The sequence below is a fragment of the Burkholderia sp. LS-044 genome (genome assembly GCF_004803625.1).
Classification (GTDB): domain Bacteria; phylum Pseudomonadota; class Gammaproteobacteria; order Burkholderiales; family Burkholderiaceae; genus Burkholderia; species Burkholderia cepacia.
Genome location: NZ_SSWO01000007.1, coordinates 362,908 through 378,197, shown reverse-complemented (window position 1 = coordinate 378,197; position 15,290 = coordinate 362,908). Strand labels below are relative to the sequence as shown.

Sequence of the window (15,290 nt, the reverse complement as noted above, 5' to 3'; positions counted from 1 at the left end):
AGGACCGCGAACGGCGTTCGCGGCGGCGCCGGCTCGATGGCTCAGAGTTTTTTTAGCGGCAGCGGCACCACGCTTTTCACGTCGCGCAGCCCCGCCGGCTCGGGCCGCAGGTAGCCCCAGTCGCCTTGCGCGACGGCGGCGCCGTTCCCGCTGGCGGCCGGTTGATCGTCCGGCTGCTGGCGTGCATCCGGCGGCGAACGGTCGTCGCGTGCATGATCCGGCTGCGACGCGCCGGACGACGGCGGCGCGCCGGCATGGCGCCGGTGCCGCAGCACGGCTTCGGCCACGCGCGCCACATGCGACACCGTCACCGCATCGGCCTGCTCCAGTGCGGCGAGCGCGCGCGCCGCGCGCAACATCACGAGATCGGCACGCAGCCCGTCGACGGCCGCGTCGATGCACAGCGCGCTGACGTGCGCATGCACCGCATCGCCGAAATCGAATGTCGCCAGCCGTGCGCGCGCCGCGTGAATCCGTTCGCCGAGTGCGCGCTGCGCGGATGCATGGCGCGCGCGGAACGCCTCCGGATCGAGATCGAAGGCAAGCCGCGCCTTCACGATCCGCTCGCGCTGCGCGGCGTCGAAGCAGTTCTCCAGTTCGACCATCAGGCCGAAGCGGTCGAGCAGTTGCGGACGCAGCTCGCCCTCCTCGGGATTCATCGTGCCGACGAGCACGAAGCGCGCGTCGTGCGCATGCGACACGCCATCGCGTTCGACGATGTTCACGCCGCTCGCGGCGACGTCGAGCAGCGTATCGACGAGCCCGTCGGCGAGCAGGTTCACCTCGTCGACATACAGCACGCCGAGATGCGCCCGCGCGAGCAGGCCCGGCCGGAAGCGCACGCCGTTTTCGGCGAGTGCATGCGCGAGGTCGAGCGTCCCCGTCACCTGCTCGTCGCTCGCCGACAGCGGCAGCGTGACGAACTGCCCTTCCGGCAACAACTCGGCGAGGCCGCGCGCGGCGGTCGATTTCGCGGTACCGCGCGGGCCGCTCACGAGCACGCCGCCGAGCGACGGGTCGATCGCGGCGAGCAGCAGCGCCTGCTGCAGTGCGTCCTGTGCGACGAGCGCCGCAAACGGAAAAACCGCGCGCGCGCGGTGCGTCGTCGGATCGGTCATCGCCGTCCCCCTTCCTGAAGTTGTTCGCTGTCGAGCCAGACCGTTTCGATCCGCTCGCGATAGTCGCCCGGCTGCTGCCACAGGCCGCGCTGCATCGCCTCGACGAAGCGTTCGCAGATGCCGTGCAGCGCCTTCGGATTGTGCCGTTCGAGGAACGCGCGGGTGGCGTCGTCGAACAGGTACGCGTCGGCGACGAGCGCGTACTGGTGGTCGGACAGCACGCGCGCGGTCGCGTCATAGCCGTACAGGTAGTCGACGGTCGCCGCCAGCTCGGCCGCACCCTTGTAACCATGGCGCTTCACGCCGTCGAGCCATTTCGGGTTGACGACGCGCGAACGGATCACGCGCGCGATTTCCTCGCGCAGCGTGCGCATCTTCGGCGCGACCGGGTTCGCGTGGTCGCCGTGGTAGATGCTCGGCTGCTGCCCGGACAGGTATCGCACCGCCGCGGTCATCCCGCCCTGGAACTGGTAGTAGTCGTTCGAATCGAGGATGTCGTGCTCGCGGCTGTCCTGGTTCTGCACGACCACGTCGATCGTTGCGAGCCGCTCGCCGAACACGTCGGCCGCGGCGTCGCCCGCGCTGTTCTGCGCATACGCATGGCCGCCCCACTGGCGGTAGGCCTCCGCGAGATCGGCATCGGTCTGCCAGCGGCGCTGGTCGATCAGGTCCTGCAGGCCCGCGCCGTAGCTGCCCGGCCGCGCGCCGAACACGCGCCAGCCGGCGCGGCGGCGCGCTTCGTCCGGCGCCACGCCCTGTGCGACCCACTTCGCGCGTTCGCGCTCGATGCGCGCGCGGATCGGGTTCAGTTCCTCCGGCTCGTCGAGCGCGGCCACCGCCTGCACCGCTGCGTCGAACAGATGCATCAGGTTCGGGAACGCGTCGCGGAAGAAACCCGATACGCGCAGCGTCACGTCGATGCGCGGCCGGTCGAAGATCTCGATCGGCAGGATCTCGAAGTCGGTCACGCGGTGGCTGCCGTGCGCCCATTTCGGCCGCACGCCAAGCAGCGCAAACGCCTGCGCGATGTCGTCGCCGCCCGTGCGCATCGTCGCCGTGCCCCACACCGACAGCCCGATCGCGCGCGGATAGTCGCCGTGATCCTGCAGATGGCGCTCGATCAGCTGCTGCGCGGATTTCAGGCCGAGCGTCCATGCGGCCTGCGTCGGCACCGCGCGCGTGTCGACCGAGTAGAAATTGCGGCCGGTCGGCAGCACGTCGGGGCGGCCGCGCGATGGCGAGCCGCTCGGCCCCGGCGGCACGAAGCGGCCGTCGAGCCCGCGCAGCAGCTGACGCATTTCCTCGCCGCCGCACGCGTCGAGCGCCGGCAGCAGCGTCGCGCGGACGCGCTCGATCACGGCGAGCGTGTGCGGCCAGTCGCCGGGGGGCGTCGCGTCTTCCGCGCCCGTATGGCTGCCGTCGGCTGCACACAGCCTGTCCAGCCATTGCTGCGCGAGCCGTTCGAGCCGCTCGCGCGTATCGCCCGCGTGGCGCCACGGCGATGCGTCGAGCGCCTGCAGGATCGCCGGTCGCGGGCCGCCCCACGGCGCGGCCCAGTCGGCCGCGAGCGGATCGAAATCGTCGCCGAGGGCGAGATCGCGCGCGAGCGCGCCGATCAGTCCTGCGCGTGCGCCCTTGCCGTCGCCGACCGGAAAGCGCGCGAGCGCCAGCAGCGTGTCGCGCCGCTGGCGCCCGGCCGGCGACGCGCCGAACACGTGCAGCCCGTCGCGAATCTGCGCTTCCTTCAGTTCGCACAGCCACGCGTCGACGCGCGTCAGCAGCGCGTCCTCGTCGCCCGCGTCGCGCGGCGGCGACACGCTCAGTTCGTCGTGCAGCCGGTGTTCGGCGATCGTCGCGAGGATCGTCTTGCGCAGCAGCTTCGCGCGCCGCGCATCGACCATCAGCGCTTCGTAGTATTCGTCGACCTGCCGCTCGAGATCCTGCAGCGGGCCGTAGTTTTCCGCGCGCGTGAGCGGCGGCATCAGGTGATCGACGATCACGGCCTGCGCGCGGCGCTTCGCCTGGCTGCCCTCGCCCGGATCGTTGACGATGAACGGATAAAGATGCGGCAGCGGCCCGAGGGTCAGGTCGGGCCAGCACGCGTCGGACAGCGCGACGCTCTTGCCCGGCAGCCATTCGAGGTTGCCGTGCTTGCCGAGGTGGATGATCGCGTCGATGCGATACGCATCGCGCAGCCAGAAATAGAACGCGAGATACGCATGCGGCGGCACGAGATCCGCGTCGTGGTAGCTCGCGTAGTCGTTCTCGCCGCGCGAGCGCGACGGCTGGATGCCGACGAACACGTTGCCCGCGCGCCAGCCGGCGATCGTGAAGCGCCCTTGCCGCAGCGTCGGATCGGCTTCGGGCGGGCCCCAGCGTGCGTTCAGCGCGTCGCGCACGGCCGCCGGCAGCCGTGCGAAATGCGCGACGTAGTCGGCCAGCGGGAAGCTCTGGAAGGCGGGGCGCAGCGCATGCACGGCCGCGTCGTTGGTCACGCCTTCGGTGAGCCGCGCGATCAGCGCGTCGCCGTCGGGCGGCAGGTCGGCCACCGCATAGCCCGCGTCGCGCAGCGCCGCGAGCACGCGCAGCGCGGACGCCGGCGTATCGAGCCCGACGCCGTTGCCGATCCGCCCTTCGCTTTGCGGATAGTTCGCGAGAATCAGCGCGACGCGCTTGGTCGCGTTGTCGAGCGTGCGAAGCCGGCACCAGCCGCGCGCGAGCGCCGCGACGAACGCGATCCGCTCGGCGTCCGGCTGGTAGCGCACGACGTCGACCTCGGTGTGCGGGCAGCGGTACGCGAGCCCCTTGAAGCTCACCGCGCGCGTGACGATCCGGCCGTCGACCTCGGGCAGCGCGATGTGCATCGCGATGTCGCGCGCATGCAGGCCCTGGTTGTCGGCCACCCATGCGTCGCGATTGCCGCCGGACAGGATCACCTGCAATACCGGCGCGTCGCCGGCGAGCACGTCGTGTTCCGGGCTGTCGATCGCGCCGGCCGCGAACGCGGTCGTGTTCAGCACGAGTGCGACGTCGTGCGTGTCGCAGAGCTGCGTGATGACTTCGCGGCTCACCGCATCCTTCAGCGACGTGACCGCGATCGGCAGCGGATTCAGCCCTTCCCGCACGAGCGCATCGGCCAGCGCATCGAACACGGCCGTGTTCGCGGCCTGCCAGTGCGCGCGATAGAACAGGATCGCGACGACGGGCGCGCCCGGCGTCCAGCGTGGCCGCCAGTCGTCGACGCTCGCGCGGTCGCGCGCCGGGTGATACAGCGCGGCGGCCGGCAGCGGGCGCGGCGGTTCGGGTTCGTCGCCGAACCCGAGTGTGTGGAATGCGATGCTGCGCAGCAGCGCCTCGGCGTTGTGCACGCCGCCTTCTCGCAGGTAGCGCCACCACAGCCGGCACAGGCCGGGCGCGACGGTGCTCTTCGCGACGAGGTTCGGGTCTTCCTGCAGGTCGCCCGAGAACATCGCGAGCTGCTGCGCGCGCTTCGACGCGAGCGACACGGCCTGCTCGATCCCGTACGGCCAGTACGCCTCGCCGCCGAGATGGTCGATCACGACCGCCTTCGCGTGCTGCAACACGTCGTCGACGTAGAAATCGACCGACGCCGGCTGCCGCAGGAACGTGACGTTCGCGAGCCGCACGCTCGGGAAGCCGGCCGGCAGGTGCGGCACGACGCTGGCAAGCAGCGACAGCGTCGTGTCGGCCGAACTCAGGATCACGATGTCGGCCGGCTGCTGGTCGATCCGGACGACACCCTGCGTATCGTCGACGAAGCCTCCCGGCGTGGTGCGCAGCAGATGCATCGTGCGTTACGCCTGTTGCGGCTCGACCGCGCACGCGGCGTCGAACGCGCGTTGCAGCGCCGCCGCGTCGAGATCCTCGCCGATCAGCACGAAACGGCTCGCGCGCGTTTCGCCGTCCTGCCAGCGACGGTCGAAATAGCTGTCGAAGCGGCGGCCGACACCCTGGATCACGAGCCGCATCGGTGCGCCGGGCAGCGCGGCGAAACCTTTCGCGCGGTAGATCGTATGCGCTTCGACGACGCGCTGCAGCGCGGCGATCGTCGCCTCGCGCGTGCCGGCGTCGCCGGACACGACCACCGAGTCGAAATCGTCGTGATGGTGATCGTGATCGCCGTCGTCGGCCGAGCCGTGATGGTCGTGGCGCAGGTGAATCGTTTCTTCCGACGCCGATTCGAGGCCGAGCAGCATCGCGAGATCGAGCTCGCCGCGCGTCGCGCGCACGATCTTCACCTGCGGCGGGATCTCGTCGCGGATCGCGGTTTCGATCTGCGCAAATTCCGCGTCTTCGACGAGATCGGCCTTGTTCACGATCACGAGATCGGCGGACGACAGTTGATCGGCGAACAGCTCGTGCAGCGGCGATTCGTGGTCGAGGTTCGGATCGGCGCGGCGCTGCGCGTCCACGGCCTGCGGGTTTTCCGCGAACTGGCCGGCTGCGGCGGCCGGCCCGTCGACGACGGTCACGACCGCGTCGACCGTGAAGCTGTTGCGGATCGTCGGCCAGTTGAACGCCTGCACGAGCGGCTTCGGCAGCGCGAGCCCGGACGTCTCGATCAGCACGTGGTCGATGTCCGCGCGGCGCTCGACGAGCGCTTCCATCACCGGATAGAACTCCTCCTGCACGGTGCAGCACAGGCAGCCGTTCGCGAGTTCGTACAACTGGCCCGATGCTTCGCCCTGCGCACCGTCGGCCTCCTCGCAGCCGATGCCGCAACCCTTGAGGATTTCGCCGTCGATGCCGAGTTCGCCGAATTCGTTGACGATCACCGCGATGCGGCGGCCTTCGGCGTGCTGCAGGATGTGGCGCATCAGCGTCGTCTTGCCGCTGCCGAGAAAGCCCGTGACGATCGTGACGGGAAGCTTGCGTAGGGTCATGGTAGGTCCTGTGTCGAAAAAGGAATCAGCCCGGGATCGTCGCGTCGATGGCGGCGTGGCAGTTCATCTGGCGGATCGCGGGCATGCCGCCGCGCGATCCGGACGGACAGTCGCGGGACGGGCGGAACGACGAATCGGACATGGTGCTTCCTTGCGAACGGTCGACATCGTGAATGCCAACACGGCTGCCGCCGGCCCGGCTCGCGCGCCTGCCGCGCACCGCGCCGGCCGGCGCGGGTTCGCGCAGCGGCAGATCGGCGGTGGAAACGAGCAACACGCGGGCGTCGGGCCTGCTGCGGCCGTGGACGATGCGCCGCCTCCCCGCGGCGCTGAACCCCAACGTTTGGGCCGGTATCCGGGCTGGCGAACACGCCGCTTCGCCTTCCCGGATGCACAGCAATCCAGTGGCGGTCGTCCGCATGCGCGCGGCATGCGGCGAAGCGGCGCTGCGTGGCGCTTGCGCGCGACGCGTTCGCTTACCGTTGCGGGGGCAGCACAGGTTGGCTCGACTGCGGCGCAGGCAGGCTCCCTGTTTCCCGTTTAACTGCGCGCACCGGAGCGGCGCGCGCGAGCACCAAAACGCGTGCGAGTGTAGGCGGCGGTGCGGGGAGCGTCAAGGCAAAACGGGCCGCCGGGCGCGGTTCCGGAGGGCCGCCGCGCACGGCCGGACGCCGCGCACGGCGGTTCGCGCGGGGGGATCGCTGTGCTATCGTAGCGCCGCGTTCGGTGCTCGCATGCGCATTCCGTGCATGCAGTTAAACGGGAAACAGGAGGCGGATCGCCGCCCTGCCTGTGCTGTCCCCGCAACGGTACGCCGCCCGCGCGACGCGCTTCCCCGCGCACGCGCCCATGCCGCCCACGATGCCACTGCCCGTCCACCGGGCGGGAAGGCTGCGGCCTGGCAAGCGGCCAGCCCGGATACCGGCCGACGCAAGGGGCGAGCCCGATGCTCGCCGAACGCCCGATCCGCGGGGGACGGATCGAGTGCGCATTCCGCCCGCGTCCGCGCGGGCTTCGTCCGATCCGTCATGCTTCACCTGTCTGCTGGCCGCCGCCCCGCCCGCCTTCCCGTTTCCACTGTTTCGACACGGTGCGCGCCGTGCCGCGCCCGATGAGCCGCGCCTGGCTCATCGGCGCCGGCCCCGGCGACGCCGACCTGCTGACGCTCAAGGCCGTCCACGCGATCGGCTCGGCCGACGTGCTGCTCGTCGACGATCTCGTGAACCCCGACGTGCTGCGCCATGCGCGCACCGATGCGCACATCGAGCACGTCGGCAAGCGCGGCGGTCATGCATCGACGCCGCAGGAGGCGATCGTCGCGGCGATGCTCGCGCATCTGCGCGCGGGCCGCAGCGTCGCACGGCTCAAGGGCGGCGACCCGTTCGTGTTCGGCCGCGGCGGCGAGGAGCTGGCCGCGCTCGGCGCCGCGGGATTTCAAGTCGAGGTCGTGAGCGGCGTCACGGCGGGCATCGCCGCGCCGGCCGCGCTCGGCATTCCGGTCACGCAGCGCGGCGACGCGCAGGGCGTGATCTTCGTCACGGGCCACGGCGCGGGCGCCGACGAACCCGACTGGCGCGCGCTCGCGGCCACGCGCATGACGATCGTCGTCTACATGGGCATCCGCCGGCTCGACACGATTGCAGCCGCGCTGCGCGAAGGCGGCCTGCCCGGCGACACGCCGTGCGCGGCGATCGAGAACGCGACGCGCCCCGAACAGCGGCACGTGCTCGCGACGCTCGACACGCTCGTCGAGCGTGTCGGCGCGACCGGCATCGGTTCGCCGGCGATCGTCGTGATCGGCCGCGTCGCGGCGTTCGCCAACGATCCCGCGGTACGCGCCGCACTCGGCGGCCGCGCGTGATGCGCGTCGCGATCGGTGTCGGTTTCCGCGCGGGCGTGACGGCCGCGCAACTCGATGCCGCGATCCGCGTCGCGCTGATGCGGTACCCGGCTGCCGAACCGGCGCTCGTCGCCACGCTCGCCGACAAGGCGCGCGCACGCGCGTTGCGTACGCTGTGCGCGAGACGCGGCTGGCCGCTCGTCGCGTTCGACGCGGCACAGCTCGCGAGCCGCCCCGAACTGGCCGTGAGCGGCCCGTCGGATGCCGCGCTCGCCCGCTTCGGCGTCGCGGGCGTGGCCGAGCCGTGCGCGCAGCTCGCGGCGCCGCACGGCCGGCTGCTGGGCCCCAAATCCATCCGGGCCGGCGTGACGGTCGCACTCGCCGGCCCGCTCTGAACCCTTTGTTTCGCTTTCTTTCGACAGGACGAATCCGATGAAAACCGACGCCGAATCCCATCAACGGATGACCGAACGCCGCCGCGCGGGCCACGAGAAGAAGCAGGCCGCCGCCGTCAACGAAAAGGGCCTGCTGATCGTCAACACCGGCAACGGCAAGGGCAAGAGCACGGCCGCGTTCGGCATGGCCGTGCGCGTGCTCGGCCACGGCATGCGGCTCGGTGTCGTGCAGTTCATCAAGGGCGCGCTGCACACGTCCGAGCGCGACTTCCTCGGCGCGGTTGCCGAATGCGATTTCGTGACGATGGGCGACGGCTACACGTGGAACACGCAGAACCGCGACGCCGACATCGCGACCGCGCGCAAGGGCTGGGACGAGGCGCGCCGGATGATCGAAAGCGGCGACTACCGGATGGTGATCCTCGACGAGTTGAACACGGTGCTGAAGTACGAATACCTGCCGCTCGACGAAGTGCTCGCGACGCTTGCCGCGCGTCCCGATTCGGTCCACGTCGTCGTGACCGGGCGGCATGCGCCCGACGCGCTGATCGACGCGGCCGACCTCGTCACCGAGATGCGGCTCGTCAAGCATCCGTACAAGGAGCAAGGCGTGAAGGCGCAGCGCGGCGTGGAGTTCTGAGCATGCCCGCCTGCCCCGCGCTGTTCGTCAGTGCGCCCGCGTCGGGCCAGGGCAAGACGTCGGTGACGGCCGGCCTCGCGCGGCTGCACCGCCGGCTCGGCCGCCGTGTGCGCGTGTTCAAGACCGGGCCCGACTTTCTCGATCCGATGCTGCTCGAACGTGCGAGCGGCGCCCCCGTGCATGCGCTCGATCTCGGAATGGTCGGCGAGGCCGGTTGCCGCGCGTTGCTTGCCGATGCCGCACGCGATGCCGACCTGATCCTGATCGAAGGCGTGATGGGGCTGTTCGACGGCACGCCGAGCAGTGCCGACCTCGCGGCTGCGTTCGGCGTGCCGGTCGTCGCGGTGATTTCAGCGAAGGCGATGGCGCAGACGTTCGCGGCGATCGCGTTCGGGCTCGCCCGGTTCCGGCCGGGGCTGCCGTTTCACGGCGTGCTCGCGAACCGCGTCGGCTCGGCCCGGCACGCGGAACTGCTGCAACAGGCGCTGCCCGACGACTTGCACTGGCTCGGGCACGTGCCGGCCGATGCGGGCATCGCGCTGCCGGAGCGGCATCTCGGCCTGCACCAGCCGGCCGACATCGACGATCTCGACGCACGGCTCGATCGCGCGGCGGACGTGCTCGCGCAGACGGCGCTCGCCGAATTGCCGCCCGCCGTCGCGTTCGCCGAACCGGACGCCGCGGCGCCGCTGCCGCGTGCGCTCGCCGGCAAGCGGATCGCGATTGCGCGCGACGCGGCGTTTTCGTTCATCTATCCGGCGAATCTCGCGCTGCTCGAGGCGCTCGGCGCGCGGTTGCGCTTCTTCTCGCCGCTCGCCGACGAACCCGTGCCGGACGATTGCGACGCGCTGTTCCTGCCGGGCGGCTATCCGGAGCTGCATGCGGCGACGCTCGCGGCGAATGACGCCACCGCCCGGACCCTTCGCGCGCATGCGGCGGCTCGCCGGCCGATCGTCGCGGAATGCGGGGGGATGGTGTATCTGTGTGAATCGCTGACCGACGTCGACGGTGTCACGACGTCGATGCTCGGGCTGTTGCCGGGGCGGGCGACGATGCAGCGCCGGTTCGCGGCGCTCGGCATGCAGCAGCTCGATACGCGTACCGGGCCGATGCGCGGCCATACGTTTCATTATTCGACGCTCGCGACGCCGCTGGAACCGGTCGCGAACGCGGCGCGCCCCGACGGCAAGCCGGGCAGCGGCGAAGCCGTCTATCGCCACGGCGCGATCGTCGCGACGTACATGCACCTGTACTGGCCGTCGAATCCGGAGGCAGTCGTGGCGCTGTTCGGCGGCACGGCGTTCTGACCGAAAAACGGCGAGGCGCCGCGCTGTCAGGGTTTTTCGCGGCCCGGCGCTTCCGAGCGCGAAGTGCGGATCACGGTGCCGTCGGGCGAGAAATGTGCGTTGAACATCGCGTCGCCCGATACGCCGCCCTCGGCCCAGTGCCAGCTCCACACCTCTTCGTGGCTCAGCGCGTATTGCGCGATCTCGGTCGGCTTGCCGAGCAGTTGGCGCACGTCGTCCTTCGACATCCCGGGCACGACCTTCGCGATGTTCGCCGCCGTCAGCGCCTGCGTGATCGACACGAGCCGGCCGTCGGGCCCGAAATCGAGCATGTACGTGCTCGTGCCGTACGGGCCGCGCGGATATTCGAACCGTTGCGAGCCGTCGTCGCCCTGCCTGACCATTTCCGGCTTGCCCGCCTGGCGGAGTACGTCCTCGGTCGTCGACACGCCCGGCTGCAGATTGCCGAACGCCATCGGATCGGGCTTGATCGCATTCACCGCGTCAGCCACTTTCTGGTCGTCGCACCCGGCTGCCAGCATGGCGACCGCACAGGCGGTCAGCACGGTCAGAAACTGTTTTCGCATTTCATCCACACCTGTATTCATCGCGCCGGTCCGGCGTCGCGCGCAGCGTAGCACGCGACCTGTTCCGTCGATGTCAAGGAGCGTCAAATGCGGTCACGGCCGCCGCGACCGGTTTTGCAGGCGCGGCAGCTCGCACGCCGCCGCGCCGCCGCATCACACCAGGAACGCCTCGGTCAGCTTGACCCAATACGATGCGCCGGTAGGCAGTGCCGCGTCGTTGAAGTCGTAGCCGGGGTTGTGCACCATGCAGCCGCCCTCTCCGTCGCCGTTGCCGATGATCAGGTAGCAGCCCGGCCGCTTCTCGAGCAGGAACGCGAAATCCTCGCTGCCGGTGAGCGGCACCATCCCGTCGATCAGGTTCGCTTCGCCCACCCACTCGCGCGCGACGCCGCGCGCGAACGCGGTCATATCCGTGTCGTTGACGAGCACCGGGTAGCGGCGCTGGTAGTCGATCGTCGCGGTCGCGCCGAACACGGCGGCCTGCGCATGCACGACTTCCTTGATGCGCGTCTCGAGCAGGTCGCGCACCTCCGGCTTCAGCGCGCGCACCGACAGGCGCATCTGCGCGCGATCGGGAATCACGTTCGGCGCCTCGCCCGCGTGGATCGCGCCGACCGTGACGATCGCCATGTCGAGCGGCGACACGTTGCGCGACACGATCGTCTGCAGCGCAATGACGATCTGCGCGCACACGACCACCGAATCGACCGCCTTGTGCGGCACCGCGCCGTGGCCGCCGCGGCCCTGCACGTCGATGACGACGGTATCGGACGACGCCATGAACGGCCCCGGCAGGAAGCCGAATTTGCCCGTGGGGAACCCCGGCATGTTGTGCATCGCGAAGATCGCGTCGCACGGGAACAGCTCGAACAGCCCTTCGTCGAGCATCTTCTTTGCGCCGCCGAGCCCTTCTTCCGCCGGCTGGAAAATCAGGTTCAGCGTGCCCGAGAAGCGGCGCTCGCGCGCAAGATGCTTCGCGGCCGCGAGCAGCATCGCCGTGTGGCCGTCGTGACCGCATGCGTGCATCTTGCCGGCGATCTTGCTCTCGTACGGCAGGCCCGTGGCCTCGTGGATCGGCAACGCATCCATGTCGGCGCGCAGGCCGAGGCGCTGCGTGCCGTTGCCGACCTTCAGCTGCGCGACGACGCCCGTGCCGCCCAGCCCGCGATGCACCGTGTAGCCCCACGACTGCAGTTGCTCGGCGACGAGATCGCTCGTCGCGAATTCCTCGAAGCCGAGCTCGGGGTGGGCATGGATGCGGTGCCGGATCTCGATCATTTCATCGGCGAGGCCTGCGGGAATCACGCTGTGCGTCACGGTGTCGTCTCCTGTTTCTGCGGGGAATGTGCAGGCAAGGATAGTCGGTTCGCCGGCAACCGGGCAGACGAAAAGTCGTCGCGGTAGCAACCGATGGTTGCCGTATCTGGTACCGCGCACGATATGAGTTAACCGGCCATCCGGGTGACTGCCGCACACGGTTCGGGCGCGTGAAACTGTGGGCTTGACATCGATTTGACGAGCGCCAGGATTCGACGATGACCGTTCAAGCATCCGGAATAATGCCGACACATCAACGTGTTACAGGCAATTGTTCACTTTTTGACGCATGTACATTTTTTGTGTACGCTGATGAACAAGTGAACAAGCAATCGCCTCCGATGCCCGAGAACGCCCCCCTTCCGATGTCGGAACAGCACGTGCTCGACGAAGCCTGCGCCGCGTTCGAACGCGCGACCCGGCGCTTCGGCGCGCGGCCCGTGCGCGTGCCAGCCGCGTATGCCGGGCAAGCCGACGCGATGATCCGCTTCGACGTTGCCGGGCACGTATTCGAGATGCCGGCCGCCGTGAGCCTGCGCGTCGAATCGCTGCCGGGCGCACTCGCGGCACTGCGCCGCCGCGGCGGCGCGACCACGACACCCGGCGAGCGGCCGCTGATGCTGATCGCCCCCTATCTTTCGGCCGAACTGGCCGCCGGCCTGACCGACCAGGGCATCCCGTTTCTCGACACCGCGGGCAACGCATGCCTGATCCAGCCGGAAGCGACCGTGATGATCGCGGGCCGGCCGAAACCCGCACGCACGCCGCGCCGGCAGGCATCGCGCGCGACGACGCCGAAGGGGCTGGCCGTGATGTTCGCGGTCGCGACACAGCCGGGCCTCGTCGCGCAGCCGTATCGGGCGATTGCGGCCGCATCGGGTGTCGCGCTCGGCACGGTCAACCTCGCGATGGACGACCTGATCGCGCGCGGCCTCGTCGGGCAGCGCCGCAATGGCGAGCGCCTGATACCCGACTGGCCGCGCTTCGTGCACGAATGGGTTGCGCTGTACCCGAGCCGCCTGCGCGCGAAACTGCCGAGCCGTCGTTATGCCAGCCTCGCGCCCGACTGGTGGCGCGATTTCGATTTCGCGTCGTTCGATGCGCGGCTCGGCGGCGAACCGGCGGCCGACCTGCTGACGCACGATCTGAAGCCGGCCGAGATCACCGTCTATACGCACGGCGCGGCATCGAACCGCCTGCTGCTCCAGGCCCGCCTGCGCCCGGACGACCGCGGCGACGTCGAAATCGTCGAAGCATTCTGGCCGCACTCGCCCGCGCTCGATTGGCACGAGCCGCGCATGCCGCTCGTACCGCCGCTCCTGATCTATGCGGATCTCGTCTCGTCCGGGGACAGCCGCAACCTTGCCGCCGCCGAACGGATCCATGACCGATACCTCGCCCATCCGCCCGCTTGAAGTCGACGCGCGCCGGCCGCTCGACCCGGCGGCGGTCGCACTCTTGCAAGCGGTGAGCCGTGCCTGCGCGCGCGTCGATGCGGCCTTCGTCGTCGCCGGCGCAACCGCGCGCGACATCCTGATGTGGCACGTCCACGGCATCCGGCCGGTGCGTGCGACACGGGACGTCGACGTCGCGGTGTGCGCGGTGAGCTGGCCGTTTCACGCGCAGCTCGTCGATACGCTCGTTGCGACCGGGCAATTCGCGCGCGCACCGAAACAACAGCAGAAACTGCTGTTCGACAGCGGCACGCACGGTTTTCGCACCGAACTCGATCTCGTGCCTTTCGGGCCGCTCGAAACGCCGCCGGGCGAGATCGCTTGGCCACCGGGCGGCGAATTCGTGCTGAACGTGCTCGGTTTCCAGGAAGCGGTGGACACCGCGCAGCCGGTGTCGATCGACGCGCGCACCGTCGTGCCGGTGGCCAGCCTGCCGGCGCTCGCGCTGCTGAAGCTGCTCGCCTGGAAGGACCGGCGTGCACGCCAGAACAGCGATGCGTACGACCTGCTGTTCCTGCTGCGGAATTTTCACGATGCAGGCAATCGCGAGCGCATCTGGGACGCCGCCCCCGACCTGCTGGAGCTGCATGCGTTCCAGCCCGGCCTTGCCGCCGCCGCGCTGCTCGCGCGAGACGCGAAACGGATTGCCTCGCCGCACACGCGCGACGCGATCCGCGTGCTGTTGTCCGACGAAGCGACCTATGCCACGCTCGGCCAGGATCTGCTGGCACGTGCGTTCGCGCTGTTGCCGGGTGAATTCAGCGATGACGCCAACCGGTATCTCGACGCATTCCGCGACGCCTTTCTCGCGGATTCACCCGCACCGCACGCATGACACGACGCTGTGGATGTGAAGCCGCGACGTCATCCCGCTTTCGCACTGCCGCGCTCAGGCCGCCCAGTCTTCGAGCGACAACCCGGCCACCCGGCCGAATTCCCGGCCGTTGTTCGTGACGAGCACCGCACCGGCGGCGATCGCATGCCCGGCGATCGACGCATCGTTCGCACCGATCGGCGTGCCGCGCGCGGCGAGATCGGCGCAAATCGCGGCCGTCGCATCGACGGCCGCCGTATCCCACGACAGCACGCCATCGAGCCGCGAGACAAAGGCCGTCACGAGTTCCGCATGCTTCGGCGACGCCTTCCTGCCGACTGCGCCGAACCGCATTTCGGCATAAGTGATGGCCGACACGACGATCCGGTGCTGCGCATTGACGCACGATTGAAGCCGCGACAGCACTACCGGCGGCCGCTCGCGCATGATGAACGAACAGATGTTCGTATCGAGCATGTAGAGCGTGGTCACTGGCCGGACTCCGTCGGCGCGGCGCCGCCGGAAAGGTCGAAGCGGCCGGACTCGATCACGGCCGGGCGTTCGGCGAGGAAATCGGCGTCGGCCAGCGGTTCGCTCGCGAACGAGAGCCATGTGGGCCGCACCGGCCGCAGCATCAGTGTGTCGCCCTCGCGGCGGATCTCGAGTTCCGTCACCCCCTCGAACTCCATGTCCTTCGGGATGCGGATTGCCTGGTTACGGGCGTTCTTGAAAATGGAAACGGTGCGCATGAGCCACTCCATGGGAGTACGATGCGTCCATTCTAGACATATGCCAGCATATGTCAAATTGAGAGGACGCAAATCGGACGTCGCGCCCCACGCTGCCACGGGTGTTTTTGTCATGTTGCCGGCCTGTCGTCGATGAGGAGAGCGATCCATTCTTCACGACGCAGGCCACGCAGTCCATATCCCGAA

Annotated in this window: 14 protein-coding genes and 2 riboswitches; of the genes, 6 read left to right on the top strand and 8 right to left on the bottom strand. The window is 69.6% G+C overall.

Going from position 1 to position 15,290, the window contains the following annotated elements; translation table 11 throughout:
• Window positions 1-41: 41 nt before the first annotated feature.
• The 4 genes from E9536_RS20905 to E9536_RS41500 form a co-directional block, all read right to left on the bottom strand.
• Window positions 42-1,118, bottom strand: a complete 1,077-nt coding sequence (locus E9536_RS20905; protein ID WP_136470538.1) for an ATP-binding protein — start codon at window positions 1,116-1,118, stop codon at window positions 42-44.
• The gene (gene cobN, locus E9536_RS20900; RefSeq protein ID WP_136470537.1) at window positions 1,115-4,927 is read right to left on the bottom strand and encodes a cobaltochelatase subunit CobN; all 3,813 of its coding nucleotides are present in this window, start codon (window positions 4,925-4,927) and stop codon (window positions 1,115-1,117) included. The genes E9536_RS20905 and cobN overlap by 4 nt, the downstream gene beginning before the upstream one ends.
• A 6-nt stretch (window positions 4,928-4,933) precedes the next feature.
• Window positions 4,934-6,022, bottom strand: coding sequence for a cobalamin biosynthesis protein CobW (gene cobW, locus E9536_RS20895; RefSeq protein WP_136470536.1), 1,089 nt, complete (start codon window positions 6,020-6,022; stop codon window positions 4,934-4,936).
• Window positions 6,023-6,047: 25 nt separating this feature from the next.
• Window positions 6,048-6,362, bottom strand: a complete 315-nt coding sequence (locus E9536_RS41500) for a hypothetical protein (RefSeq protein ID WP_168799542.1) — start codon at window positions 6,360-6,362, stop codon at window positions 6,048-6,050.
• Window positions 6,351-6,616: riboswitch (cobalamin riboswitch) on the bottom strand. Its footprint overlaps the gene before it by 12 nt.
• A gap of 113 nt (window positions 6,617-6,729) precedes the next feature.
• Window positions 6,730-6,967, top strand: a riboswitch (cobalamin riboswitch).
• A gap of 166 nt (window positions 6,968-7,133) precedes the next feature.
• Here E9536_RS41500 and cobA point away from each other — a divergent pair.
• The 4 genes from cobA to E9536_RS20875 are packed head-to-tail and all read left to right on the top strand — an operon-like array spanning window position 7,134 to window position 10,204.
• Window positions 7,134-7,883 (top strand): uroporphyrinogen-III C-methyltransferase, encoded by a 750-nt coding sequence (gene cobA / locus E9536_RS20890; protein ID WP_136470535.1) that lies wholly within the window; start codon window positions 7,134-7,136, stop codon window positions 7,881-7,883.
• Window positions 7,883-8,257 (top strand): cobalamin biosynthesis protein, encoded by a 375-nt coding sequence (locus tag E9536_RS20885; protein WP_136470534.1) that lies wholly within the window; start codon window positions 7,883-7,885, stop codon window positions 8,255-8,257. The genes cobA and E9536_RS20885 overlap by 1 nt, the downstream gene beginning before the upstream one ends.
• Window positions 8,258-8,294: 37 nt before the next feature.
• On the top strand, window positions 8,295-8,897 hold the full coding sequence (gene cobO / locus E9536_RS20880; RefSeq protein WP_021160089.1) for a cob(I)yrinic acid a,c-diamide adenosyltransferase: 603 nt from the start codon (window positions 8,295-8,297) through the stop codon (window positions 8,895-8,897).
• 2 nt (window positions 8,898-8,899) lie between these two features.
• On the top strand, window positions 8,900-10,204 hold the full coding sequence (locus tag E9536_RS20875; RefSeq protein ID WP_027787431.1) for a cobyrinate a,c-diamide synthase: 1,305 nt from the start codon (window positions 8,900-8,902) through the stop codon (window positions 10,202-10,204).
• 26 nt (window positions 10,205-10,230) lie between these two features.
• Here the strand turns inward: E9536_RS20875 and bamE are convergent, their stop codons facing one another.
• Window positions 10,231-10,770 (bottom strand): outer membrane protein assembly factor BamE, encoded by a 540-nt coding sequence (gene bamE / locus E9536_RS20870; RefSeq protein ID WP_027787432.1) that lies wholly within the window; start codon window positions 10,768-10,770, stop codon window positions 10,231-10,233.
• 153 nt (window positions 10,771-10,923) lie between these two features.
• On the bottom strand, window positions 10,924-12,087 hold the full coding sequence (locus E9536_RS20865; protein ID WP_059700208.1) for a M20 aminoacylase family protein: 1,164 nt from the start codon (window positions 12,085-12,087) through the stop codon (window positions 10,924-10,926).
• 341 nt (window positions 12,088-12,428) lie between these two features.
• Here E9536_RS20865 and E9536_RS20860 point away from each other — a divergent pair, with 341 nt between their 5' ends.
• Both E9536_RS20860 and E9536_RS20855 read left to right on the top strand, forming a co-directional pair.
• Window positions 12,429-13,502, top strand: a complete 1,074-nt coding sequence (locus tag E9536_RS20860; RefSeq protein ID WP_136470558.1) for a type IV toxin-antitoxin system AbiEi family antitoxin — start codon at window positions 12,429-12,431, stop codon at window positions 13,500-13,502.
• Window positions 13,471-14,376: a nucleotidyl transferase AbiEii/AbiGii toxin family protein gene (locus E9536_RS20855; RefSeq protein ID WP_136470533.1), complete on the top strand. Its 906-nt coding sequence runs from the start codon at window positions 13,471-13,473 to the stop codon at window positions 14,374-14,376. Before E9536_RS20860 ends, E9536_RS20855 begins: the two co-directional genes overlap by 32 nt.
• A gap of 54 nt (window positions 14,377-14,430) precedes the next feature.
• Here E9536_RS20855 and E9536_RS20850 read toward each other — a convergent pair whose 3' ends face one another.
• Together E9536_RS20850 and vapB are read right to left on the bottom strand one after the other, a co-directional pair.
• Complete coding sequence (locus E9536_RS20850) at window positions 14,431-14,847, bottom strand: PIN domain-containing protein (RefSeq protein ID WP_060196455.1); 417 nt, start codon at window positions 14,845-14,847, stop codon at window positions 14,431-14,433.
• The gene (gene vapB, locus E9536_RS20845; protein WP_049096496.1) at window positions 14,844-15,104 is read right to left on the bottom strand and encodes a type II toxin-antitoxin system VapB family antitoxin; all 261 of its coding nucleotides are present in this window, start codon (window positions 15,102-15,104) and stop codon (window positions 14,844-14,846) included. Before vapB ends, E9536_RS20850 begins: the two co-directional genes overlap by 4 nt.
• Window positions 15,105-15,290: the final 186 nt, after the last annotated feature.